A 19,592-nucleotide genomic window follows, 5' to 3' on the forward strand; every position below is an offset into this window, starting at 1 on the left:
TCGACGCGTCGAACTCGCTTCTCCACCAGTCCGCCACGGACTTCGCCCCCTCCAGGGCCGCCGCCAGTTCACTGAAGATCTGGTCCGCCTGGCGCTCCCGCGCCTCCGGGTCCGGCTCCGTGAGGGCCAGGGCTCCGACCACGTCCAGCACCGTCTCCGCGCCCCGGACCGCCTTGCCCTGGCGCGCAAGGCTGTTCATGTGGAGCATGGCGATGCGCAGGCAGCGGAAGACTTCCTCCGCCCATGCCTCGCCGTTCTCCGGATGCTCCTTGAGGAAGGCCCGGCGCGCCTCCCAGCGGGGCACGAAGCCCTTGTCCCGGAGGACGGCCAGGGCGCGGGTCCCGTAGAGCGCGCCGGTGCCGGCATCCAGTTCGGCACCCCGGTCGTCCACCAGGATCCAGCCGATCCCGTTCCCCCAGCCGTGGGCCTTCCAGAGCTTCGCCGCCGTCTGGGGTCCCAGAACAGTGCGGTGCAACTGGCCCTCGATGCGGAGCCGCAGCGCATCCTCGTCCCACTGGGCCACGAAGGCGCTGTTGTCCTCCGCGCGGATGAGGAGGGCGAAGTCCCCGGGCCGGACGTTCTTGAGGGCGCCTTCCAGGGTGTCCTGGGCGTGGACGGGCAACAGGAAGCTGACGAGGGCCATCGCGGCGTAACGGCTGGTGGGGGGCATAACCAAGTCTAATTCATGCGGACCTTGGTTCTACGGACCGAAATGCACCTCGCCGGACTGTCGCTTTTGAGCGACTATAGTCCCATGAGCGAAGTCCGCAAAACGCTCCAGTTTCAGAAGTGGCTTGATAACTTAAAGGATTCCCAGGCTTACGCCCGCATCAAGACTCGGCTCTTCCGTCTCGCTATTGGCCTTGCAGGGGATGCCAAGCCGGTGGGGCATGGCGTTTCCGAGCTGCGAATCGATTATGGCCCCGGTTACCGGGTGAATTTCACAAGACAAGGAGACACCCTGATCCTAATCCTTGCCGGTGGAGACAAGAGCACCCAGGCCAAGGACATCCGAAATGCCATCAAGTTGGCCAATGCCCTGTGAAGGTGTCCCCAATGGAATCCCCCAAACCCATGACCTCACGAACCCCCCGAGTGGCGCGCCCGGGAAAAACGGTCACCACGCCCTACGACCCCGCCTCCAACCTGGTTTCACCGGAACGCATGGCCGCGCTCCTCGAGGCCGCCCTCGAGGACGGGCACCCCCGGGTCATCGCCGCCGCGCTCGGGGCGATCGCCCGCGCCCAGGGAATGGCAAGGATCGCCAAGGTCACCGGGCTGAATGAAAAATCCCTCTACCGGGCCCTTTCGGGGGAAGGGAATCCTGAACTCGAGACGTTCATCAAGGTTGTGAGGGCCCTGGGGCTCCACCTCCACGCCTCCGCCTAGGATCTACCGCCTCAGGGGAATCCCCGCAGGTTCCAGCCGTTCCTTGAACGCCCCCGCGGTCATCAGCGCCGCGGGATAGGCGATGCCATCCGCCCCGTGTGCCAGGGCCTCCACGGCCAGGGCGGGGTCGGAGCAGGCGAGCAGGATGGGGGTCGGCAGGTGGGCGGCCCGGGCGCAGAGATCGGCCAGGTGGCGGTCGCCGGCCTTGAGGAGGATCTCCCCTGCCCCGCCCAGGTTGCGCAGGTCCTCCAGGGCCGCGTCCCAGCCGCCGGACCAGGCGGCCTCCAGGGAGGCGGTGATCCGGGCGCGGCCGAAGCGGGCGGCGTCCAGGGCGTCCAGGTCCCGGGCCGGGAGCACCACGCGGTCGGCGCCGTCCTCCAGGGCCTCCTGGAGCTCGGCGGGGTCCTGGAAGGGGGCCTCCAGGGCGAAGGGGAGGAAGAGGGCACGGGCCACGTCCAGCATCCAGGCCTGGCGCAGGCGCCTTCCCCGGCCCAGTTCCACGAACAGGAGGCCGTCGGCGCCCTCCAGTTCCAGGCGGCGGGCCCAGTCGATGGGGGCGCCCAGGTCGGCGGCGTCGGCGGGGTCCACCACGCGGCCTTCCAGGACGTGGAGCACCGGGACCAGACGTTTGGCATCCATTTTCGGACCTCAGTTGCCGGCGCGGGCGGCGGGGAATTCGCCCAGGCCGGCCAGGATCCTTTCCAGGAAGGCCAGGCCGAAGGCGCCGGACTTCTCGGGATGGGCCTGGAGGCCCAGGGTCTGGCCGCGCATCTCCAGCACGGAGAAGGGACGGCCGTGGACGGCGGTGTGCAGGGTGCGGCTGCCGGGCTCCAGGGCATGGGCGTGCTTGAAGTAGAGCCAGGCCCCCTTGGCCTCGGGGATGACGGGGTGGGGGCTGTGCCGGGTGATGACCGTCCAGCCGTCGTGGGGGAGCTTCACCCCGGGGCCCAGGCTCCGCACGATGCCGGGGATCAGCCCCAGGCCGGTGCCCCGGGGGGATTCCTCGCTCCCTTCGGCCAGCAGGTGGAGGCCCAGGCCGATGCCCAGAACCGGGCGGCCGGCGGCGGCCAGCTGAGGCAGTTCGTACCACCAGCCGCTCGCCTTCAGGGCGGCGCAGGCGGGGTCGAAGGGGCCGGAGCCCAGGATCACCAGAGGGCCGGCCGAAGCGGCTGAACCGGGGTCCGGGGCCCGCCGGTGTTCGAAGCCCAGGTGGTCCAGGGCCCCTTCCAGGGTGTGCAGGCTTGCGGCGCCCGGGCCGATGAGGGTGATCACGGCCGGGAGCCCAGGGTGCGCAGGAGGTCCTTGAGGCGGGGGGCCTGGAGGTCCTCCTCCCCGGCGACCCACTGGCGGTCCGGGCCCACGGCGGCGAACACCCAGTCCACGCCGGGGCACAGGGCCCGGGCGCCGCGCAGCGCCGAGGCGTCGTCGCAGGTGTCGCCCACGAAGACCACCCGGGTGCTCCGGAAGGCGTCGGCCAGCTGGATGAGGCCTTCGGCCCTGGGCTTGCGCAGGTGGGGTGCGCTGTCGGACACGGCGGGGATGCGGAAGCCCAGCACCTGGAAGGCGAGGGTGAGCTCGTCCGGGGGGCGCCCGGTGAAGATGGCCAGGTCCCCGGGGAAGGCGTCCAGGTCCTCCCGGCTGACCATGGGGCGCTCCATGCGCCGGGTCCTGGCATAGTGCTTCTGCACCACGTCCTGGCAGCGGGGCTCGAGTTCCCGGATGCGGGGCTCCAGGTGGGGGAAGCCCTTGCCGGTGGCGTGCCGGAGATCGTCCAGGCCGCCGATCTCGGCCAGGGCCAGGGCCCCGGCGGTGAGCCGGAAGTCGTTGTTGAAGCCCCCCACCCGCTTGAAGGCGGCGAAGTGCTCGTCATCCCACACCAGGGCCGGGGCCAGCTCGGCCAGGGCGGCGGATACGGCCTCCACGAAGGAACGGCCCGGATCGATGAGGACGCCGTCCACGTCCAGGGCCAGGAGCTGGCGCTCCCGGGTGGCGGTGGCGAAGGTCGCGGGCAGGCTGCCGCCGGCCGCAGCGCCCAGGCTCGCGAGCACCTCGGGCCGGCCCAGGGCGCAAGCCCCGTATGGGCCCTCCCGGAGGAGCAGCACGATGCCGTGCCGGTCCACCGCCAGGCGCTGGGTGCGCACCAGGCCGGGCGCGTCGTCCCGCAGGAGCACCGCCAGGGGGGGGTGGGGCCGGGTTGCGGCGAAGGCCAGGAAGGCGTCCAGGGTGAGCAGGTCCATGGTGTCCAGGGCCGGGGTGCGGTCCAGGTTCAACCAGATCTGTTCCTGGGGACCGCACTCGGCGGCGGCGTCCATGAGGGTGTTCAGCACCTCCCGCCCTTCCAGCCAGAGGGAGCGGCACTCGGCGCCGGCGGCCCGGATCCGGTCCTCCCACGCGGGCCGCAGGGATTCCGCCACCCAGACCCGCTTCGGGGCCCGGCCCCGCAGCAGGGCCTCCAGCAGGGCATCGATGGACGTTCCCGCCAGGGCTCCGCCCGGCGGGGCGCCGAGCACCGCCATGTCACGTCTCTCCACTGCGCCTTCTCCCGATGCCTTCACCCTTCCAGCTTAGCCCAGGGCCGCCGGGACGGGAGCGGGGAAATCAGGCGGGGATGGCGTGGGCGGCGGGAAGGCCCTGGGCAAAAAGCTTCCTGGGCCTGACGCCGGCCTCGGAATCCGCCCAGGTCCAGGCGGTGGGATCGGCGAGGATGGCCTTGGCCAGCGCCACGTGGACGGCGTGGCCGGCGCAGTGGGCCTCCACGAAGCCTTCCAGGGGGGCGCCCAGGAGGGCCAGGTCGCCCACCAGGTCCATCATCTTGTGGCGGACGGCCTCGTCCTCGAAACGCAGGGACTCGTTGAGGGGGCCGTTGGCTCCGAAAACCACCGCATTGTCCAGACTGCCGCCCTTGGCGAGCCCCCGCGAACGCATGAAGTTGATGTCGCTCTCCAGGCAGAAGGTGCGGGCCAGCCCCAGCTCGCGGACGTACTTCTCCGTGGTTAGGGTCAGCTCGCGGCTCTGGCGCCCGATGTAGGGGTTGTCGTAGACGATGGTGTAGGCCAGCCGCAGTCCGTTCCAGGGGGACACGCGCATCCACTTGTCGCCCATGCGCACTTCCACGGGCTTGAGGATCCGCAGGGTGCGGGGCCAGATGGCCATGGGGCGGATGCCGGCCTCGAGGATCAGGCGGACCCAGGGCTCGGAGGAGCCGTCCAGGATGGGGAGCTCCTCGCCGTCCACCTCGATGGTGACGTGGTCGATGCCCAGGCCCATGAGGGCCGAGAGGAGGTGCTCGACGGTCTGGAGGCGGACGCCGTCCCGGGTCAGGGAGGTGGCCAGGCTGCAGTCGCCCACGAACTCGGCGAGCGCGGGGATCTCCACGCCCGTGGGGGTGTGGACGAAGGTGATGCCGGAGGCCCGTTCCGCAGGCCGGAGCACCACGGTGCAGGGGAGGTCGCCGTGGAGCCCCCGGCCCGACAGTGTCGCGGCCTGGCGGAGCGTCTGGGCGTGGCGGTTCCGGTGCATAAAATCCTCGCCCGGTTTACAGCAAGAACCATGCCCAATCGTTAATGCTTGAATCTAAAGGCCTTGATTCGCTACGGGACCGCCCCGACTGTGGGCCGATCCACCACACCCTGTGGTTCCTGGATGCCAGCGGTCCCAATCCTCCGGGGTGGTCAGCTTGAGGTTCGTGGGGGGCGACGGGATGAGCTTCACGCGCAGGCCCTTGGCCTCCAGCAGGGAGACGTCGTCGGTGGCGGCGAACCCCTGGTCCGCGGCCCACCGGAAGGCGTCCAACCAAAGGGACAGCCGTGCGACCTGGGGCGTCTGAGCCCGGAAGATGCCCTCCCGGGGTTCCGTGCCGAGGATCCGGCCCTGGGCGTCCACCCGCTTGAGGGTATCCGTCGAAGGTTCGCCCAGCACCGCGCCATCCCAAGCCTCCAGGGCGGCCAGGGCCTCCTGGACGGGAAAGGCGGGCGGAAACGGGCGCACGGCATCGTGGATGAGAACGGGGGCCGAGGGGACGTCGGGAAGGGCGGCCAGGGCCAGGGCCACGGACGCCTGCCGGGTCGCGCCCCCCACCACGGTCCAGTGGGGAAGGCCGAAGCGCCAGGCCCGCACCTCGTCCAGGCGATCCTCGGGCACGGCCAGGGCGATGCCCGCCAGGTCCGGCATGCCGGGGGCGAGGAAGGCCCGCACCGTGGCCTCGAGAAGGGTGACACCGCCCCAGTCCCGGAACTGCTTGGGCGTTCCGCCGCCCATGCGCACGCCCCGCCCGCCGGCGGGGATCACCAGGAAAGGCCGGTCAATTCTCACGCGTTATGAAGGGCTCGAGGCCCCGGTCCCGGAACAGCTTGGAGATGAGGTCCGAGGCCTTCTGGGCCTCGTCCTGGGTGGCGTAGCTGCCCACCCGCACCCGCTTGACGGTCACACCGCCCTGGGTCCGGGCCTCCACGAGGTTCACGGGGCCCACGGCCGACTGCAGCTCCTTGGAGATGCGGGCGATGTTGGCGGGGTCGGAGAGGGCGGCCACCTGGACCGTGTAGGCGTCGCCCAGCAGGGTGGCGGGATCGATGGGGGCCGGCTTGCCCTTGGTGTCCACGGAGGTGATGCGGACCCGGGAGGTGCCGCGGCCGTGCATGCCCAGTTCCTTGGCGGCCCGCTCCGACACGTCCAGCATGCGTCCCCGGATGAAGGGACCGCGGTCGTTCACCCGCAGCACGGCGCGCTTGCCGGTGTCCAGGTTCCGCACCTCGATCTTCGCGCCGAAGGGCAGCGTGCGGTGGGCGCAGGTGAGCTCGCGGGGGTCGAAGGTCTCGCCGTTGGCGGTGGCCCGGCCGGCGAAGCCGTCGTCGCCGCCGTACCAGCTGGCTTCGCCGGTCTCAGTGTAGACCTTGGCGTCCGCATGATCGCTAGGCTCCTCGGCCGCCGGGACGTCCGGGAAGGACGCGACGGGGGTGGCCTGGGGCCGGGTGCAGTGCAGGGAGAAGAGGAGGACCACCACCACGGCCGTATAGCGGCTCAGGGACCGGGCCTTCCGGAGGAGGTTCACCTGGAGGCCGAAGGGCGCCGTGACGACGGGGTGGCAGACCACCTGGATGTCTTCGATCCAGATGCTGAAATGCCTGCTCCAGTTCTGAGTGCACAGCGCATTGAAGTCCATGGTTCTCCGGAAAGATCTTTGGGCGGTTTTCGTCCCAAGGTTCCATATTAACCATTTCCTTGCATTTGTAAATTGACATCCAGCCAAGCGGTGTATCAAATTTACAAATTCGCGGCCTTAATCGAGTATGTCGAGTAATATACTGCAGAATATTTTTACTGGGCTTTGGGGATTTCGGAGAACGTGAAGAGCTTCGGACGGTTCTTCTCGCCCTGGAAGGCGGCGGGGAGGCGCTTCAGCTCCTTCTCGGCCGCCTCCTTGCCGGGGAAGTTGCCGTAGAGCACCTGGTAGCAGGTCCGCCCGTCCCGGAGGGTCATGGGGAGGATGAAGAGGTCGGGCTTGTCGCCCTTGAAGAGTTCGGAGACCCGGCGGATGGTCTCGCCCTGGCAGGCGATCTCCAGGCGCAGGACGTAGTGGCCGGCCGGCGCGTCCTTCACCCGCTGTGCGCCCTGGGCCACCGCCTTGACCAGGTCGCCCTTGCGCAGGGCTTCCAGGCGCTCGGAGATGCTGGCGCCCACGGGTTTGGCCTTGGGCTCGGCCTTGGGCTCGGGCTTGGGTTCGGGTTTGGGTTCGGGCCTGGCGGGTTCCGCCGGGGGGGGGTCGGCCTTGGGGGGTTCGGCGGGCGGGGGCACGGCGATGGCCGGGGCGGGTTCGGCCTTGGGCTTGACGGCCACCGGCTGGGCCGGTTCCCCGGGAAGGGGCTTGGGCACGGGCGGGCGGCCCCGCCGGCGCATCCAGAAGAAGCCGCCTAGAAGGCAGGCTGCCGCCAGGAGGCCCACCACCGCCCAGCGGAGGCTGGATGGCCGCGGAAGTTCGGGTTCGGGCGGCGGCAGGTCCTCCGGGGCCTCCTCCGGGGGGACCGTCAGCATCACCCGCGGCTCCTCGGGCACGGCCTCCGGCAGGGGGGGCAGTTCCACGGAGGGGGTGGGGAGGTCGGCCTGGCCGGTCTCCACGTGCACCTCGGGCTCGGGCGGGGCTTCGGGGATGCCGGGGACCTGGAGGCCCTCGGGGAGGTAGAGGGGTTCGGGTGCGGGGGGCGGCTCCTCGTCCAGGGCCTGGGAGAGGTGCTCCAGGTTGGTGGTGGGCCGTGCGGCTTCCTGGATGGTCGCGAAGAGGGAGGGCGCCGCTTCCACCGGAGGCTCGGTCAACGGAACGGAAAGGGGCTCAGGTTCCGGGGACAGGGCCAGGTCCAGGGCCTGCTTGTCCACGGGGGGCATCTCGTGGAGCCGGGCCCAGCCCATCTCCCGGAGGAACAGGGCGAAGGCCCCCACGCGCATGGGCTCGGCCTGGGCCTCGCGGCTCAGCTCCAGCAGGGTGTGGGTGCCGTCCAGGAGGGTGGTGAGCCGTCCCAGGTCCGGCGGCAGGGTGAGGTCCAGGAGGCTCTTGCCCTGGAGGACCACCACCTGGTTGAGGGGGCCCAGCAGCTCCAGGAGGGGCTCCCGGTCCTGGATGGCCAGCATGCCGCCCAGGAGCAGCTGGGCGGTGTTCAGGGGCAGGCGCACCACGTGGGCGTCCAGCTCCCGGGCCTCGAAGACCGGCAGCATGTCCGGATGGGCGAGGCAGCCGTGGATGATGCGCTCCACCTGCACCTTGGCCACGTCCAGCAGGTCGCGCTGGGTGATGAAGCCCATCTCGATGAGGTTCTTGCCGATGCTGATGCCGGGCTTGAGGTTGGCCAGGGCATAGTCCATCTGCGCCTGGGTGATGCGGCCCCGCTCCACCAGGATGGTGGTGAGCCGGTCCGCCAGGTGCGTGCTCTGCGCGAAGACGGTGTCCCCGTAGTCGAAGTAGATGGTGCGGCTCGGGTCCTGGCCCAGCTTCCAGACCCCCGTCGCCCTGTCTCGGTACCGCCGGAAAAGATCCTGGAGGGCCAGCAAGCTCATCGCACCACCCACCTCTGAAGCTTCAGTTTGCCCGCCTTCACCAGCAGGGACTGGCCCGCGGCCAGCTCCACGGCAAGCCGGGGGTCCTGCACCTTGACGCCGTCCAGGCTCACGGCCCCCTGCTGGATGAGGCGCTCGGCCTCCTTGCGGGAGGCGGCCATGCCCCGCTCCGCGAGGAGCCTGGCCAGGCTCTCGCCCTGGAAGGCGGCAACCTCGACCTCGGGGGCGTCGTCGGTCTTCCGTTCGGAAAAGCGCTTCACCCAGCGCTCCTCCGCGGCCAGGCCCTCGGCCTTGCCGTGGAACTGGCCCACGATCTCCCGGGCCAGGCCCTTCTTGGCGTCCATGGGGTGGCCCTGCTTGAGGACCTCGATCTCCCGGGGCAGGAGGTCGGTGAGCAGGAGCCACCAGCTCCACATGTTCTCGTCGGAGATGCTCATGGCCTTGCCGAACTGGGTGTCGGCGTCCTCCATGAAGCCGATGTAGTTGCCCAGGGACTTGCTCATCTTCTCCACGCCGTCCAGGCCCAGCAGCAGGGGCACGGTGAGCACCACCTGGGGGGGCTGGCCGAGCGCGGCCTGCAGGTCGCGGCCCTTCATGAGGTTGAAGAGCTGGTCGTTGCCGCCCAGTTCCACGTCGCATTGGAGCGCCACGGAGTCGTAGGCCTGCACGAGGGGGTACAGCAGCTCGTGGAGGGCGATGGGTTCGTTGGCGTTCATGCGCTTCTGGAAGTCATTTCTTTCCAGCATCTGGGCGAGCGTGAAGCGGCTGGCGAGGCGGATCCAGTCCTCGCCGTGGAGGCCGCCCATCCATTCGCTGTTGAAGCGGATCTCGGTGAGGGCGGGGTCCAGGACCTTGAAGACCTGGGTCTTGTAGGTCTCGGCGTTGGCCAGGACCTCGTCCCGGGTGAGGGGGGGCCGGGTGGCCTTCTTGCCGGTGGGGTCGCCGATCAGGCCCGTGAAGTCGCCGATGAGGAAGATCACGGTATGACCCAGCTCCTGGAACTGGGCCATCTTGCGCAGCAGGACGCCGTGGCCGAGGTGCAGGTCGGGGGCGGTGGGATCGAAGCCGGCCTTCACGCGAAGGGGCTTGCCGGTGCGCAGGCGCGCCAGCAGCAATTCCTCCGTGTGGCACGTGACCGTACCTTTCTTGAGCAGGTCCAGGGCATCCAGGGGAGAAGCATTTACCATGCAAGCATATTGGCTTATCCGGCCGTATTTCTCCAGCGGTTCAGTCGACCTGGATGTCCACAAGCTTGTCGTTCTCCAGTTCCACCGTCAGGGTGGCCCCGGTGGACATGCGCATGCTGATGCTGAGCGACTTCCGGCCCCCGGCGTCCCGGCGGCGGATGTTGATGCCCCCGGGGGCCCTGCCCTCCAGCATCTTCTTGAGGTCCGGGCGCTTTTCCGGGATGTCGCCCAGCTTGGAGCGCCATTCCGCCGAGGCCTTCACGAACTCCTCCTCGGTGGGGTAGTTCTGGGCGAGTCCGGGGTTCTCCCGGTAGAGGGTCCGGGCCCCCTGCTCGGTGCGCAGGCTCCGGAGCTCGGTGTGCAGCTCGGCCCAGCCCTGGTCCAGGGCCTTGGTGGCCTTGCTGAAGACGAGCCAGGCCATGGCCCCGATGGCCAGGAGGAAGCACAGCAGGGCCCCGCCGCAGCCGATGGCCACCTTGCCGAAGAGGGAGAGCCCCTTCTTGGGGGGCGGGGCCGCCGCTTGGTCCCAGGAGGAATCGGGCATGGTCGCGCTCCTACAGAAGGTTGCTGGCCAGTTCGGCCATCTTGCTCCGCTCGCCCTTCACCAGGGTCACGTGGCCGGAGAGCTCCAGGTGCTTGAAGTGCTCCGCCAGGTAGCTGAGGCCGTTGCTGGAGGCGTCCACGTAGGGGTTGTCGATCTGGAAGGGGTCCCCGGTGAACACGATCTTGGTGCCGTCCCCGGCGCGGGTGAGGATGGTCTTGACCTCGTGGGGCGTGAGGTTCTGGGCCTCGTCCACGATGATGTACTGGTTCGGGATGCTGCGCCCGCGGATGTAGGTGAGGGGCTCGACGGCCATGTAGCCGCCCTCCTCGAGCTGGGCCGGGGTCATGGAGGACCGGCGGCGCTGCTCCATGTTGGCGGCCACGATGAAGTCCAGGTTGTCGTAGATGGGCTGCATGTAGGGCCGCAGCTTCTCGCTGATGTCGCCGGGCAGGAAGCCCAGGTCGCGGCCCAGGGGCATCACGGGGCGGCTCACCAGGAGCTTGTTGAACCGCTCCTCGTCCACCACCTGCTGGAGGCCCGCGGCGATGGCCAGGAGGGTCTTGCCGGTGCCGGCCTTGCCCATGAGGGTGATGACCTGGATGGAATCGTCCAGGAGGAGGTCCAGGGCGAACTGCTGCTCGCGGTTGCGGGGCTTGACGCCCCAGGGGGGCATCTCCAGGCGCTTGAGGGGGTGCACGCGGCCGTCGGAGGCGTAGAACCGGCCCAGGGCCGTGTGGGATTCGTTGGAGCGGTCCACCAGGGTCACGAACTGGTTGGGGTTCAGGAACTGGTCCGGCTCGGGCAGGAGCCCGCCGTCGAAGAGCTGGTCCACCTTCACGGGGTCCACGGTCCAGGTGGCGGTGCCGGTGTAGAGCTCGTCCAGGGCCACCCGGTCGGTGGTGTAGTCCTCGGCCGAAAGGCCCAGGGCATCGGCCTTGATGCGCAGGTTGGTGTCCTTGGACACCATGACCACCTTCTCCTTGCGGGTGCCCAGGAGCGCCAGGGCGCAGGCCAGGATCTGGTTGTCCGCCTTGTGCTTGTCCAGCGTCGTGATGGTCAGGTCCAGGGGGTGGTGGGCCACGTCCACCTTCAGGGACCCGCCCCCTTCCAGCGGCACCCCGGCGGCCAGGTTGCCCTGGGCCCGGAGCCAGTCCAGCTGGCGCGAGACGTTGCGGGCGTTGCGGCCGATCTCCGTCTGGTCCTTCTTGAAGGTGTCGATCTCCTCGATGACCACGATCGGGATGACTACCTCATGTTCCTGGAAGTGGAAGATGGCGGCGGGGTCATGCAGGAGGACGTTGGTATCCAGGACGAACACTTTCTTGCTGGATGCGACCATCTTGGGAACCTCCATCAGTTGGGGCGCTCTGCTGAAGCCTAGCACCGTCCCCGCGGGAGGGTGCCGCCCAATTGGAGGCTTGAACGGAGGGCCCGGGCCGCGTTAGTCTAGGGGTCCTGCCCGACAGGACCAGCCGGTATAGCTCAGGGGTAGAGCAACGGTTTCGTAAACCGTAGGTCGGGGGTTCAAATCCCTCTACCGGCTCCAGACCAGCCCTCCAAGGCCCTTCGCCCTGGAGGGTTTTTCCATGCCTGGAGAGCGGTTCCGCCTGGAAAACCGGGCGGGCGGATGTGAGACTTGGGGGATTCGCACCACCCCAACCCCCAGCCACGAGGTTCCCATGTCCCCTGGACGGATCGAGGTCGCCGGCAAGGCGATCCTGCTGTGCGCCACCCTCCATTTCGCCGGCCTAGCCCAGGGACCCGGCCCGGGCTACCGGCAGCCATCGCAGGCCATCCTCGACGTCATGCGGGCGCCCTCGGCTCCGGTCCCGTACCTCAACCCCACCCGCGACCGCATGCTGCTGGTGGCCTGGGAATCCTATCCCTCCATCGGCCGCGTCGCCGCGCCCTTCCTGCGCCTGGCGGGAGTGCGGGTGGAGCCGAGGAACCACAGCAGGCACGACACGCCCGGGGGCTACGGCATCACCCCCTCGGCCCGGAGCTACGACCTGATGCGGCTTCCCGACGGCGCCCCCATCCACGTGGACCTGCCCAAGGGGGGCTCCCCGGGAGGCCCGGTGTGGAGCGCCGACGGACGGCGCTTCGCCTTCCACAACGTGGCCGATGAATCGGTGGAGCTGTGGGTGGGCGACGGCACCACCGGCGCCGTGCGCCGCGTTCCCGCGGCCAGGCTGAACCCCATGCTCGGCGGCGAACTCCAGTGGATGCCCGACCAGAAGACCCTCCTGGTCAAGCTGGTGCCCGCCGGCCAGGGCGCGCCCCCTCCGAAGCCCGCGGTCCCCGCGGGGCCCAGCATCCAGGAGTCCATCGGCGGCAAGGGGCAGAGCAGCACCTACGAGAACCGCGACACGCTGGGCAGCGCCCACGACGAGGACCTGTTCGACTACTACGGCACCTCCCAGGCGGCCCTGGTCGACGCGGAGACCGGCGCCGTCACCCCGCTGGGCAAGGCGGACCGCCTCCTGGAGCTGAGCCCTTCGCCCGACGGCGCCCATGTCCTGGTTTCGACCCTGCGCAAGCCCTATTCCTACGTCACGACCTTCGAGCGCTTCCCCCGCCAGGTCGAGGTCTGGGACCTGGCCGGCCGGGCCGTCGCGGCCAGCCATCCCATCGCTTCCCTGCCCCTGGCCGACCGCGTTCCGGTCCATGGCGAGCCGATGGGACCCCGGGATTTCGCCTGGCGGGCCACGGACCCCGCCACCCTCACCTGGGCCGAGGCCCTGGACAGGGGCGACTGGGACGTGAAGGTCCCCCACCGGGACAAGGTCATGGTCCAGAGGGCCCCCTTCACCGCGCCCCCGGCGGAGGCCTTCCGCACCGAGCAGCGCTTCGCGGGCCTGGCGTGGGGCGAGCAGCCCGGACTCGCGCTCCTCTACGAGTACGACAACAACCGCCACTGGTTCCGCGCCTTCATCGTCGATTTCGACAACCCGAAGAAGGCGCCCCGCCTGCTGTGGGACCTGTCCACCGACGAGCAGTATGCACACCCCGGAAACCCCGTCTGGCGCCAGCTGCCCAACGGGGCGGCGGTGCTGCGCCAGGAGGGCGATTCCATCTTCCTGTCGGGCATGGGCGCCTCCCCCGACGGGGAACGGCCCTTCCTCGACCGGCTCGATCTCGGGACCCTCAAGACGGAGCGGCTGTTCCGCAGCGGGAAGACCGAATTCGAGCGCTTCCTCGCCTTCACGGGCCCCGGGTCCAGGACCTTCCTGACCTGGCACCAGACGCCGGCCGACCCGCCCAACGCCTTCATCCGCACGCTGGGCGCCGCCTGCAAGGCCCCCGCAGGCGAGGCGGTCTTCGTTTCCAAGCGCTCGCCGTTCACCCACATTCCCGATCCCACTCCGGCGGTCCGGCAGATCAGGAAGCGCCTGGTGACCTACAAGCGGGCCGACGGCCTTGACCTGTCCTTCACCCTCTACACCCCTCCCGGCTACCAGGAGGGCACCCGCGTGCCCACCATCCTCTACGCCTACCCGCTGGACTACGCCGATCCTTCCAAGGCCGGCCAGATCACGGGTTCCCAGTACACCTTCACCCGCCTGCGGGACTACCGGCTGCTGCTGATGGCCGGCTACGCCATCATCGACGACGCCTCCTTCCCCGTGGTGGGCGATCCGAAGAAGGCCTACGACACCTACCTGGAGCAGCTGGTGGCCGATGCCAAGGCCGCGGTGGACAAGGCGGTCGAACTGGGCGTGGCCGATCCCGCCCGCATCGGCGTCACCGGCCACAGCCACGGCGCCCTCATGACGGCCAACCTGGTGGCCCACTCCAGCCTGTTCCGGGCCGGCGTGGCCACCAGCGGCTCCTACAACAAGACCCTGACCCCCTTCGGCTTCCAGAGCGAGCGGCGGTCCGTGTGGGAGGCCCCGGAGGTGTACCGGCAGGTGTCCACCTTCTTCTTCGCCGACAAGGTGAAGACCCCCCTCCTCATCGTCCACGGCGCCGACGACGCCAACCCCGGCACCACGCCGCTCCAGGCCACGAAGCTGTTCGAGGCCATCCGCGGCAACGGCGGCACGACCCGGCTCGTCATGCTGCCCCACGAGCCGCACTGGTACACCGCGAGGGAATCCAACGAGCATCTGGTCTATGAGATGCTCACCTGGTTCGACACCTACGTGAAGAACGCCCCGCCCCGCCCGTGAAGGGGGACCCGTCCCGGCGCCCCAGGGCGCCGGGGCGTTTCCGCGCTAGAATCGCCCATGTTCCACCTGCGCCCCTTCCCCACCCTGGCCTTCGCCCTGGGGGTCTTCACCTCCCTGTTCTCGGTGATCAACCCCACCAGCGCCGCCGTCATCTTCTCCGGCCTCACCGCCGGCTGGGACCGCGCCAAGGTGCGCCAGACCGCCTTCCGGGCCAGCCTCACCGCCACCTGCGTCATGGTGGGGTTCGCGCTCCTGGGCAAGGTGGTCTTCGGGGTCTTCGGCTTCACCGCCCTGGCCATGCGGTTCGTGGGCGGCATCCTCGTGATGTATTCCGCGATGGGCATGCTCTACGGCGAGGACCCCCACCTCAAGGACGCCACCCACGAGAAGCCCAAGTCCTCCGACATCGCCGTCATCCCCCTGGGCATCCCCATGCTGGCCGGCCCCGGCACCATCTCGACGGTGATGGGCTTCATCGCCGGCCTGAGCATCTCCGAGGCCCTGGTGCTGCTGGCCGCGATCCTGGTGAACGGATGGCTGATCCACCTCTTCCTCCTGCAGGCGCGTTGGATCACGGACCGGCTGGGGAGCACGGGGACGAAGATCGTCACGAAGCTGATGGGCCTGATCCTGGCCGCCGTGGCCATGCAGTTCCTCATCAACGGGGTGAAGGAGGTGGCGGCGGAGATCCGGAATCCGGGGGTGGCGGCGGAACCCTGATCGCGGGGCGCCGAACTAGATCATCCAGGACGACCAGGAAGGACTGTAGGCCCCGTGGATCTGCGTGGCGGTGTACTGCGACAGCTGCGTGACCATCGCCCCGGCGGGGACGCTCTGGGTGAGCCAGACGTTGCCGCCGATGGTGGAGCCCCGGCCCAGGGTGATGCGGCCGAGGATCGTGGCGTTGGAGTAGATCGTCACGTCGTCCTCCACGATGGGGTGCCGGTCCACGCCCTTGATGGGGTTGCCGTGCTCGTCCAGCGGGAAGCTCTTGGCGCCCAGGGTGACGCCCTGGTAGAGGCGGACCTTGCGGCCGATGATGGTGGTCTCGCCGATGACCACGCCGGTGCCGTGATCGATGAAGAAGCCCTCCCCGATGCGCGCGCCGGGATGGATGTCGATGCCGGTGACGCTGTGGGCGTGCTCGGTGATCATGCGGGGGATGAGGGGGACGCCGAGCACGTGCAGCTCGTGGGCGAGGCGCTGGCTGGTGACCGCCAGGATCCCCGGGTAGCAGAAGATGGCCTCGTCGGGGTTGGTGAGGGCGGGGTCGCCCTCGTAGGCGGCCTCCACGTCCGTGCCCAGCATGCGGCGCACCTCGGGCAGGCGGGTGATGAAGGTCTCCGCCAGGGCGCGGGCGCGTTCCGGGGACGTGCAGGGCTCCCCGCCGTTGCCGGAGGTCGCGCAGAAGCCGCGCCGGATCTGTTCCTGGAGGCCGTGGAGGATGCGGTCGAGTGCGGCGCCCGCATGGAAGCCCATGGTCTCGGCGGTGAGCTCCGAGGGGCCGAAGTAGCCGGGGAAGAGCACGGACCGCAGATCCTCCACCAGGTCCACCACCGCCTGCCGGGACGGGAATTCGCGGCGGAGGTTCGGCTTGGAGTGGGCCCCCTCCCAGCCCATGCCCGCACGGCAGAGGGCCTCCACCACGGGGCCCAGGGGGGCTGGATTCCCTTGCTCCGGTCGCGTTGCTGGGTTCATGGGAATCCTCTGCGGAAGTTCTGGAACCAGAATACACAAGGCGCCAAGGGGCCCAGGGGAGGGGCCCAGGGATCAATTAGTAGATTATTGGATATAAATTGAATTGAGCAACTCATCAAGCCAAGAATGCCTTCAGCAGATAAATTGTTCCCAACCCCTCGCCAGCTTTTCTCCAAATCCTATAATCTTCTCATACAGTCCCGACCCAGGACCCTGACCGATTCCAGGAGGAACCATGCCCATGCGCGAAGGGTGGCTGATGCTTTGCCTGGCCACCGCCTGGATGTTCCAGCCCCAGCGTGCGGACGCCCCGCCCTGGACGGCCCTGCGGCCCGCGGCCCCGCAACGCCCGGTGGCCCTGACCCAGGAAGGGCCGCCCCCGCGTCCGGGCAAGCCCGGCGAGGCCTACCGCCTGGTCCGCCCCGGCCAGCCGGAGCCCCCCCGGGGACTGCCCGGCCTGCCCGCGGGCTTCCGGTTCTGAGTCAGCCCTTCCAGGCGCTCAGGACGTAGGCATGGATGGCGGCGGCCACCTGGCGGGCGGTGTGGCGCTCGTTGTTGAACACCGCGTCGTAGTGGACGGGGTCGGCGATGTCGGCGCCCAGGCGCTCCTGGATGTACTGTTCCCGCAGCCTCGACTCGTCCCGGATGAGGTGTTCGGCCTCGGCCCGGGTTCCCCCCATGCGGCGCACCAGGGAGTCCACCCGCCACGCGTGGCTGGCGTCCAGCCTGAAATGGAAGGCATTGTCCAGGCTCCGGCAGAGCACGGCCCCGCCGCGCCCGACGATGATGGCGTTGCCCTGGCGGGCGACCTTCAGGACCGTCTCGGCCACCTTGTCGAACAGCTCGTCGTGGGTGACCCCGCCCCTGGGACGGAAGCCGAAGGCCTCCAGGCTCCGGGTGGCGTCCCCCAGGTCGTCCAGGAGGCTCTTGGCGATGCCCTCATCCTGGGCAACCTTGTCCAGGAGGGCCTTGTCCCAGATGCTCCAGGGCTCGCCCGCGCTCCCGGTGAACAGCTCCTGCACGCGCTGGGCCACCGCGAAGGCCTCGCAGCCGTAGGCCCGGGAAAGCGTGACGACGGGTCCCGGCCGGGCCTTCACGGGAGCCTGGCCCCGCCGCTCCTGGATGGCCACCCACCCCGACAGGCGCTCCTGCACGCTGGCAGGCAGGTTCGTTCCGGACGTCATGGCGCACCTCCCGGGGATGCCGGCCCAAGCATGGAAGGAATCACCGCAATTATAGGTCCCTACGACCCGCCATCCACCTCCACGCGGTTCCGGCCGGCCTTCTTGGCCCGGTAGAGGGCCGCGTCGCTGCGCGCCAGGAGGTCCTCCAGGGGATCCCGCGCCTGGGCCTGGCTGGAGGCGAGCCCCACGCTGACGGTGTAGGGCACCGTGACGCCACCGGCGTGGGCGACCTCCTCGCGGATGCGCTCGGCCACGTGGAGGCCCTCGGCCAGGGAGGAATTGGGCAGGAGGAGGACGAACTCCTCCCCGCCGTACCGGCAGTGGAGGTCGAATTCCCGGATCGTGCGGCGCAGCACCTCGGCCAGATGCTGGATCACGAGGTCCCCCGCGGCGTGGCCGTGCCGGTCGTTGACGGCCTTGAAGTGGTCGATGTCGATGAACAGGACGGAGGCCTCCAGGCCGTACCGCTGGTGGTAGGCCAGGACGCGGGCGGCCTGGGACGTGAAGGTCCGCCGGTTGGAAAGGCCCGTGAGGGAGTCCTGGGTGGCCAGCTCCCGGAGCTCGCGGTCCGCGTCCTCCTTGGCGATGAGCAGGACCACCGCCCCCCCGACCACCATCATGAGGATCAGGAGGAAGAAGGTGAGGCTCTGCACCAGGCCGGTGGAGAACAGGTTGAAGGTGCTGTCCAGGGTGGCCAGGACGGCCCGCACCCCCAGGACCCCGATGAAGACGAGGTTGCCGGTGCCCAGGACCCGGCGGAACGCCGATTCCCGGGGATCCGTGACGAAGAGGATCGAGGGGATCGCCATGCACAGCCCCACCCCCAGCGACGTGGCCGCCATGCGGTAGCCGGGGGCGCCCAGGGCGAGGGTCACCAGGTTCATGAGCAGGAGGCCCGAAGCGGAAAGGACGAGGTGGACCCGGCGCGCGGTGGGCCTCTCGATGCGGGCCAGTTCCAGCGCCACCATGGATTCCAGGAAGAAGCCGGCCAGGAGCAGGTTGTTGGCGGCCAGGACGGCGAGGATGCCGGGCAGCACCTCCCGCTGGAGCATCAGGAGCCAGGCCAGGGACTGCAGGAGCCGGGCCAGGGCATAGCAGTGCAGCGGATGCCGGTGCCCGGATTCGGCCGTGAACCACTCGAACAGGAAGATCAGCGCCGCCATGGCGGCGTTTCCCGTGAAGAGCAGCACCAGGACGGTTCGGACATCCAGGGCGAAGATGGCCGCAAGCGGCGGGGTCATGGGGTTCCTGTGGGGGGCCGGCCTTCACCCGGGGAAAGTGTTCAATATTCGAATAGACGACGATTCCCGTCAATGGATAGTGGGTTCGTCAGGTAAAAAAGATAGATTATTATTATTTAATCACCATTCCGTCCAATGCCCGGTTCCACGCGCCGTGAATTTCTCAAGGTGTTAGGCTTATCCCGAAATGAAGCTTACAACCGACCTTGTTTCCGGAGCCGACCATGGTGTTCATCGCAGTGCTTCTCTTCATCGCCGGCTTCGTGGCCTGGCGGGCCAAGGCCCAGATGGGCTTCCCCATGTCCCAGCGGCTGGGTCTTCTCCACATCGTGGCCTGGGTCGCGGGGGCGGTCCTGCTGGTGGCGTCCATGGCCAAGATCGTGGATCCCGGCCAGGCGGGGGTGGTGATCCTCTTCGGCAAGGTCAAGGATGACGCGCTTCCCTCGGGCCTCCACTTCATCAACCCCTTCTCCGAAGTGCAGACCATGGAGGTGCGCACCCGCAACTACACCATGTCGGGCATCGGCGACGAGGGCCAGAAGAAGGGCGACGACGCCATTCCCGTGATCACCTCCGACGGCCTCACCGTCAAGCTGGACGTCTCCGTCTTCTACCACCTGGAGCAGGAGAAGGTCCCCGCCATCTACAGGCAGATCGGACCCGACGTGGAGGGCATCATCATCCGCGGCCAGATCCGCACCTCGCTGCGGGATTCGGCCGCGGGCCTCACCGCCACCGAGCTCTACACCTCGCACCGCCAGGGCTTCGTGGACAACGTGAGCAAGACCCTGAAGACGGCCTTCGCCGAGCGCGGCATCATCCTCGAGCAGATGCTGCTCCGGAACGTCCTCCTTCCGGACCAGATCACCAAGGCCATCAACGACAAGATCGCCGCGGACCAGGAGGCCCAGAAGATGACCTTCGTCCTCCAGAAGGAGAAGCAGGAGGCGGAACGCAAGCGCATCGAGGCCGAGGGCCAGGCCCGCGCCCAGCAGATCGTGTCGGCCTCCCTCACGCCGCAGATCCTGGAGTACCAGCGCATCCAGGCCCTGCGCTACGTCGGGGAGAAGGGCAACCTGATCATCACGGGCGGCGGCGGCGCCACGCCCCTGATCCAGATGCCTTCGAAGAAGTAG

At 69.0% G+C, this 19,592-nt stretch carries 19 protein-coding genes and 1 tRNA gene; 7 read left to right on the forward strand and 13 right to left on the reverse strand.

Translation table 11 applies throughout. From position 1 onward, the window contains the following. Positions 1–754 precede the first annotated feature (754 nt). Both RAH40_RS09925 and RAH40_RS09930 read left to right on the forward strand, forming a co-directional pair. Positions 755–1,045 (forward strand): type II toxin-antitoxin system RelE/ParE family toxin, encoded by a 291-nt coding sequence (locus RAH40_RS09925; RefSeq protein WP_306601950.1) that lies wholly within the window; start codon positions 755–757, stop codon positions 1,043–1,045. Positions 1,046–1,074: 29 nt separating this feature from the next. Then, complete coding sequence (locus RAH40_RS09930) at positions 1,075–1,389, forward strand: addiction module antidote protein (RefSeq protein ID WP_306601951.1); 315 nt, start codon at positions 1,075–1,077, stop codon at positions 1,387–1,389. 3 nt (positions 1,390–1,392) lie between these two features. Here the strand turns inward: RAH40_RS09930 and RAH40_RS09935 are convergent, their stop codons facing one another. From RAH40_RS09935 to RAH40_RS09980, 10 genes are all read right to left on the reverse strand, one after another. After that, positions 1,393–2,028: a HisA/HisF-related TIM barrel protein gene (locus RAH40_RS09935; protein WP_306601952.1), complete on the reverse strand. Its 636-nt coding sequence runs from the start codon at positions 2,026–2,028 to the stop codon at positions 1,393–1,395. 9 nt (positions 2,029–2,037) lie between these two features. After that, positions 2,038–2,661: a hypothetical protein gene (locus RAH40_RS09940; protein WP_306601953.1), complete on the reverse strand. Its 624-nt coding sequence runs from the start codon at positions 2,659–2,661 to the stop codon at positions 2,038–2,040. Then, on the reverse strand, positions 2,658–3,905 hold the full coding sequence (locus RAH40_RS09945) for an HAD family hydrolase (RefSeq protein WP_306601954.1): 1,248 nt from the start codon (positions 3,903–3,905) through the stop codon (positions 2,658–2,660). The genes RAH40_RS09940 and RAH40_RS09945 overlap by 4 nt, the downstream gene beginning before the upstream one ends. 82 nt (positions 3,906–3,987) lie before the next feature. Beyond that, the gene (gene lpxC, locus RAH40_RS09950; protein WP_306601955.1) at positions 3,988–4,908 is read right to left on the reverse strand and encodes a UDP-3-O-acyl-N-acetylglucosamine deacetylase; all 921 of its coding nucleotides are present in this window, start codon (positions 4,906–4,908) and stop codon (positions 3,988–3,990) included. A gap of 54 nt (positions 4,909–4,962) precedes the next feature. Further along, complete coding sequence (locus tag RAH40_RS09955) at positions 4,963–5,700, reverse strand: 2-C-methyl-D-erythritol 4-phosphate cytidylyltransferase (protein WP_306601956.1); 738 nt, start codon at positions 5,698–5,700, stop codon at positions 4,963–4,965. Next, positions 5,690–6,547 (reverse strand): septal ring lytic transglycosylase RlpA family protein, encoded by an 858-nt coding sequence (locus tag RAH40_RS09960; protein ID WP_306601957.1) that lies wholly within the window; start codon positions 6,545–6,547, stop codon positions 5,690–5,692. The genes RAH40_RS09955 and RAH40_RS09960 overlap by 11 nt, the downstream gene beginning before the upstream one ends. A 155-nt stretch (positions 6,548–6,702) precedes the next feature. Further along, a complete protein-coding gene (locus tag RAH40_RS09965; RefSeq protein ID WP_306601958.1) occupies positions 6,703–8,430 on the reverse strand; it encodes a hypothetical protein in 1,728 nt (575 codons plus the stop codon). Beyond that, on the reverse strand, positions 8,427–9,617 hold the full coding sequence (gene tyrS, locus RAH40_RS09970) for a tyrosine--tRNA ligase (protein WP_306601959.1): 1,191 nt from the start codon (positions 9,615–9,617) through the stop codon (positions 8,427–8,429). Before tyrS ends, RAH40_RS09965 begins: the two co-directional genes overlap by 4 nt. A gap of 40 nt (positions 9,618–9,657) precedes the next feature. After that, positions 9,658–10,161 carry a hypothetical protein gene (locus RAH40_RS09975; protein WP_306601960.1) on the reverse strand — a complete coding sequence of 168 codons (504 nt, stop codon included), beginning with the start codon at positions 10,159–10,161 and terminating at the stop codon, positions 9,658–9,660. A gap of 10 nt (positions 10,162–10,171) precedes the next feature. After that, entirely contained in the window at positions 10,172–11,500 is a 1,329-nt protein-coding gene (locus RAH40_RS09980) for a PhoH family protein (RefSeq protein ID WP_306601961.1), read from the reverse strand. A 132-nt stretch (positions 11,501–11,632) separates the two neighbouring features. Between RAH40_RS09980 and RAH40_RS09985 the strand changes: the two genes are divergently transcribed. The 3 genes from RAH40_RS09985 to RAH40_RS09995 all read left to right on the forward strand — a co-directional run bounded on the left by RAH40_RS09985 (position 11,633) and on the right by RAH40_RS09995 (position 15,053). Next, positions 11,633–11,707 (forward strand) — tRNA-Thr (locus RAH40_RS09985). Positions 11,708–11,840: 133 nt separating this feature from the next. Further along, entirely contained in the window at positions 11,841–14,333 is a 2,493-nt protein-coding gene (locus RAH40_RS09990; RefSeq protein WP_306601962.1) for a prolyl oligopeptidase family serine peptidase, read from the forward strand. A 57-nt stretch (positions 14,334–14,390) separates the two neighbouring features. After that, entirely contained in the window at positions 14,391–15,053 is a 663-nt protein-coding gene (locus tag RAH40_RS09995) for a MarC family protein (protein ID WP_306601963.1), read from the forward strand. A gap of 15 nt (positions 15,054–15,068) precedes the next feature. Here RAH40_RS09995 and RAH40_RS10000 read toward each other — a convergent pair whose 3' ends face one another. Next, the gene (locus tag RAH40_RS10000) at positions 15,069–16,031 is read right to left on the reverse strand and encodes a serine O-acetyltransferase (RefSeq protein ID WP_306601964.1); all 963 of its coding nucleotides are present in this window, start codon (positions 16,029–16,031) and stop codon (positions 15,069–15,071) included. 235 nt (positions 16,032–16,266) lie between these two features. On the opposite strand from RAH40_RS10000, the gene RAH40_RS10005 reads away from it, so the two are divergent. Beyond that, positions 16,267–16,512 (forward strand): hypothetical protein, encoded by a 246-nt coding sequence (locus RAH40_RS10005; RefSeq protein WP_306601965.1) that lies wholly within the window; start codon positions 16,267–16,269, stop codon positions 16,510–16,512. Position 16,513: 1 nt separating this feature from the next. Here the strand turns inward: RAH40_RS10005 and RAH40_RS10010 are convergent, their stop codons facing one another. Further along, on the reverse strand, positions 16,514–17,215 hold the full coding sequence (locus RAH40_RS10010; RefSeq protein ID WP_306601966.1) for an AAA family ATPase: 702 nt from the start codon (positions 17,213–17,215) through the stop codon (positions 16,514–16,516). A gap of 59 nt (positions 17,216–17,274) precedes the next feature. After that, positions 17,275–18,456, reverse strand: coding sequence for a diguanylate cyclase (locus tag RAH40_RS10015; protein ID WP_306601967.1), 1,182 nt, complete (start codon positions 18,454–18,456; stop codon positions 17,275–17,277). 224 nt (positions 18,457–18,680) lie between these two features. On the opposite strand from RAH40_RS10015, the gene RAH40_RS10020 reads away from it, so the two are divergent. After that, the gene (locus RAH40_RS10020) at positions 18,681–19,592 is read left to right on the forward strand and encodes a prohibitin family protein (RefSeq protein WP_306601968.1); all 912 of its coding nucleotides are present in this window, start codon (positions 18,681–18,683) and stop codon (positions 19,590–19,592) included.

The organism is Geothrix sp. 21YS21S-2 (genome assembly GCF_030846775.1).
In the GTDB taxonomy this organism is placed as follows: domain Bacteria; phylum Acidobacteriota; class Holophagae; order Holophagales; family Holophagaceae; genus Mesoterricola.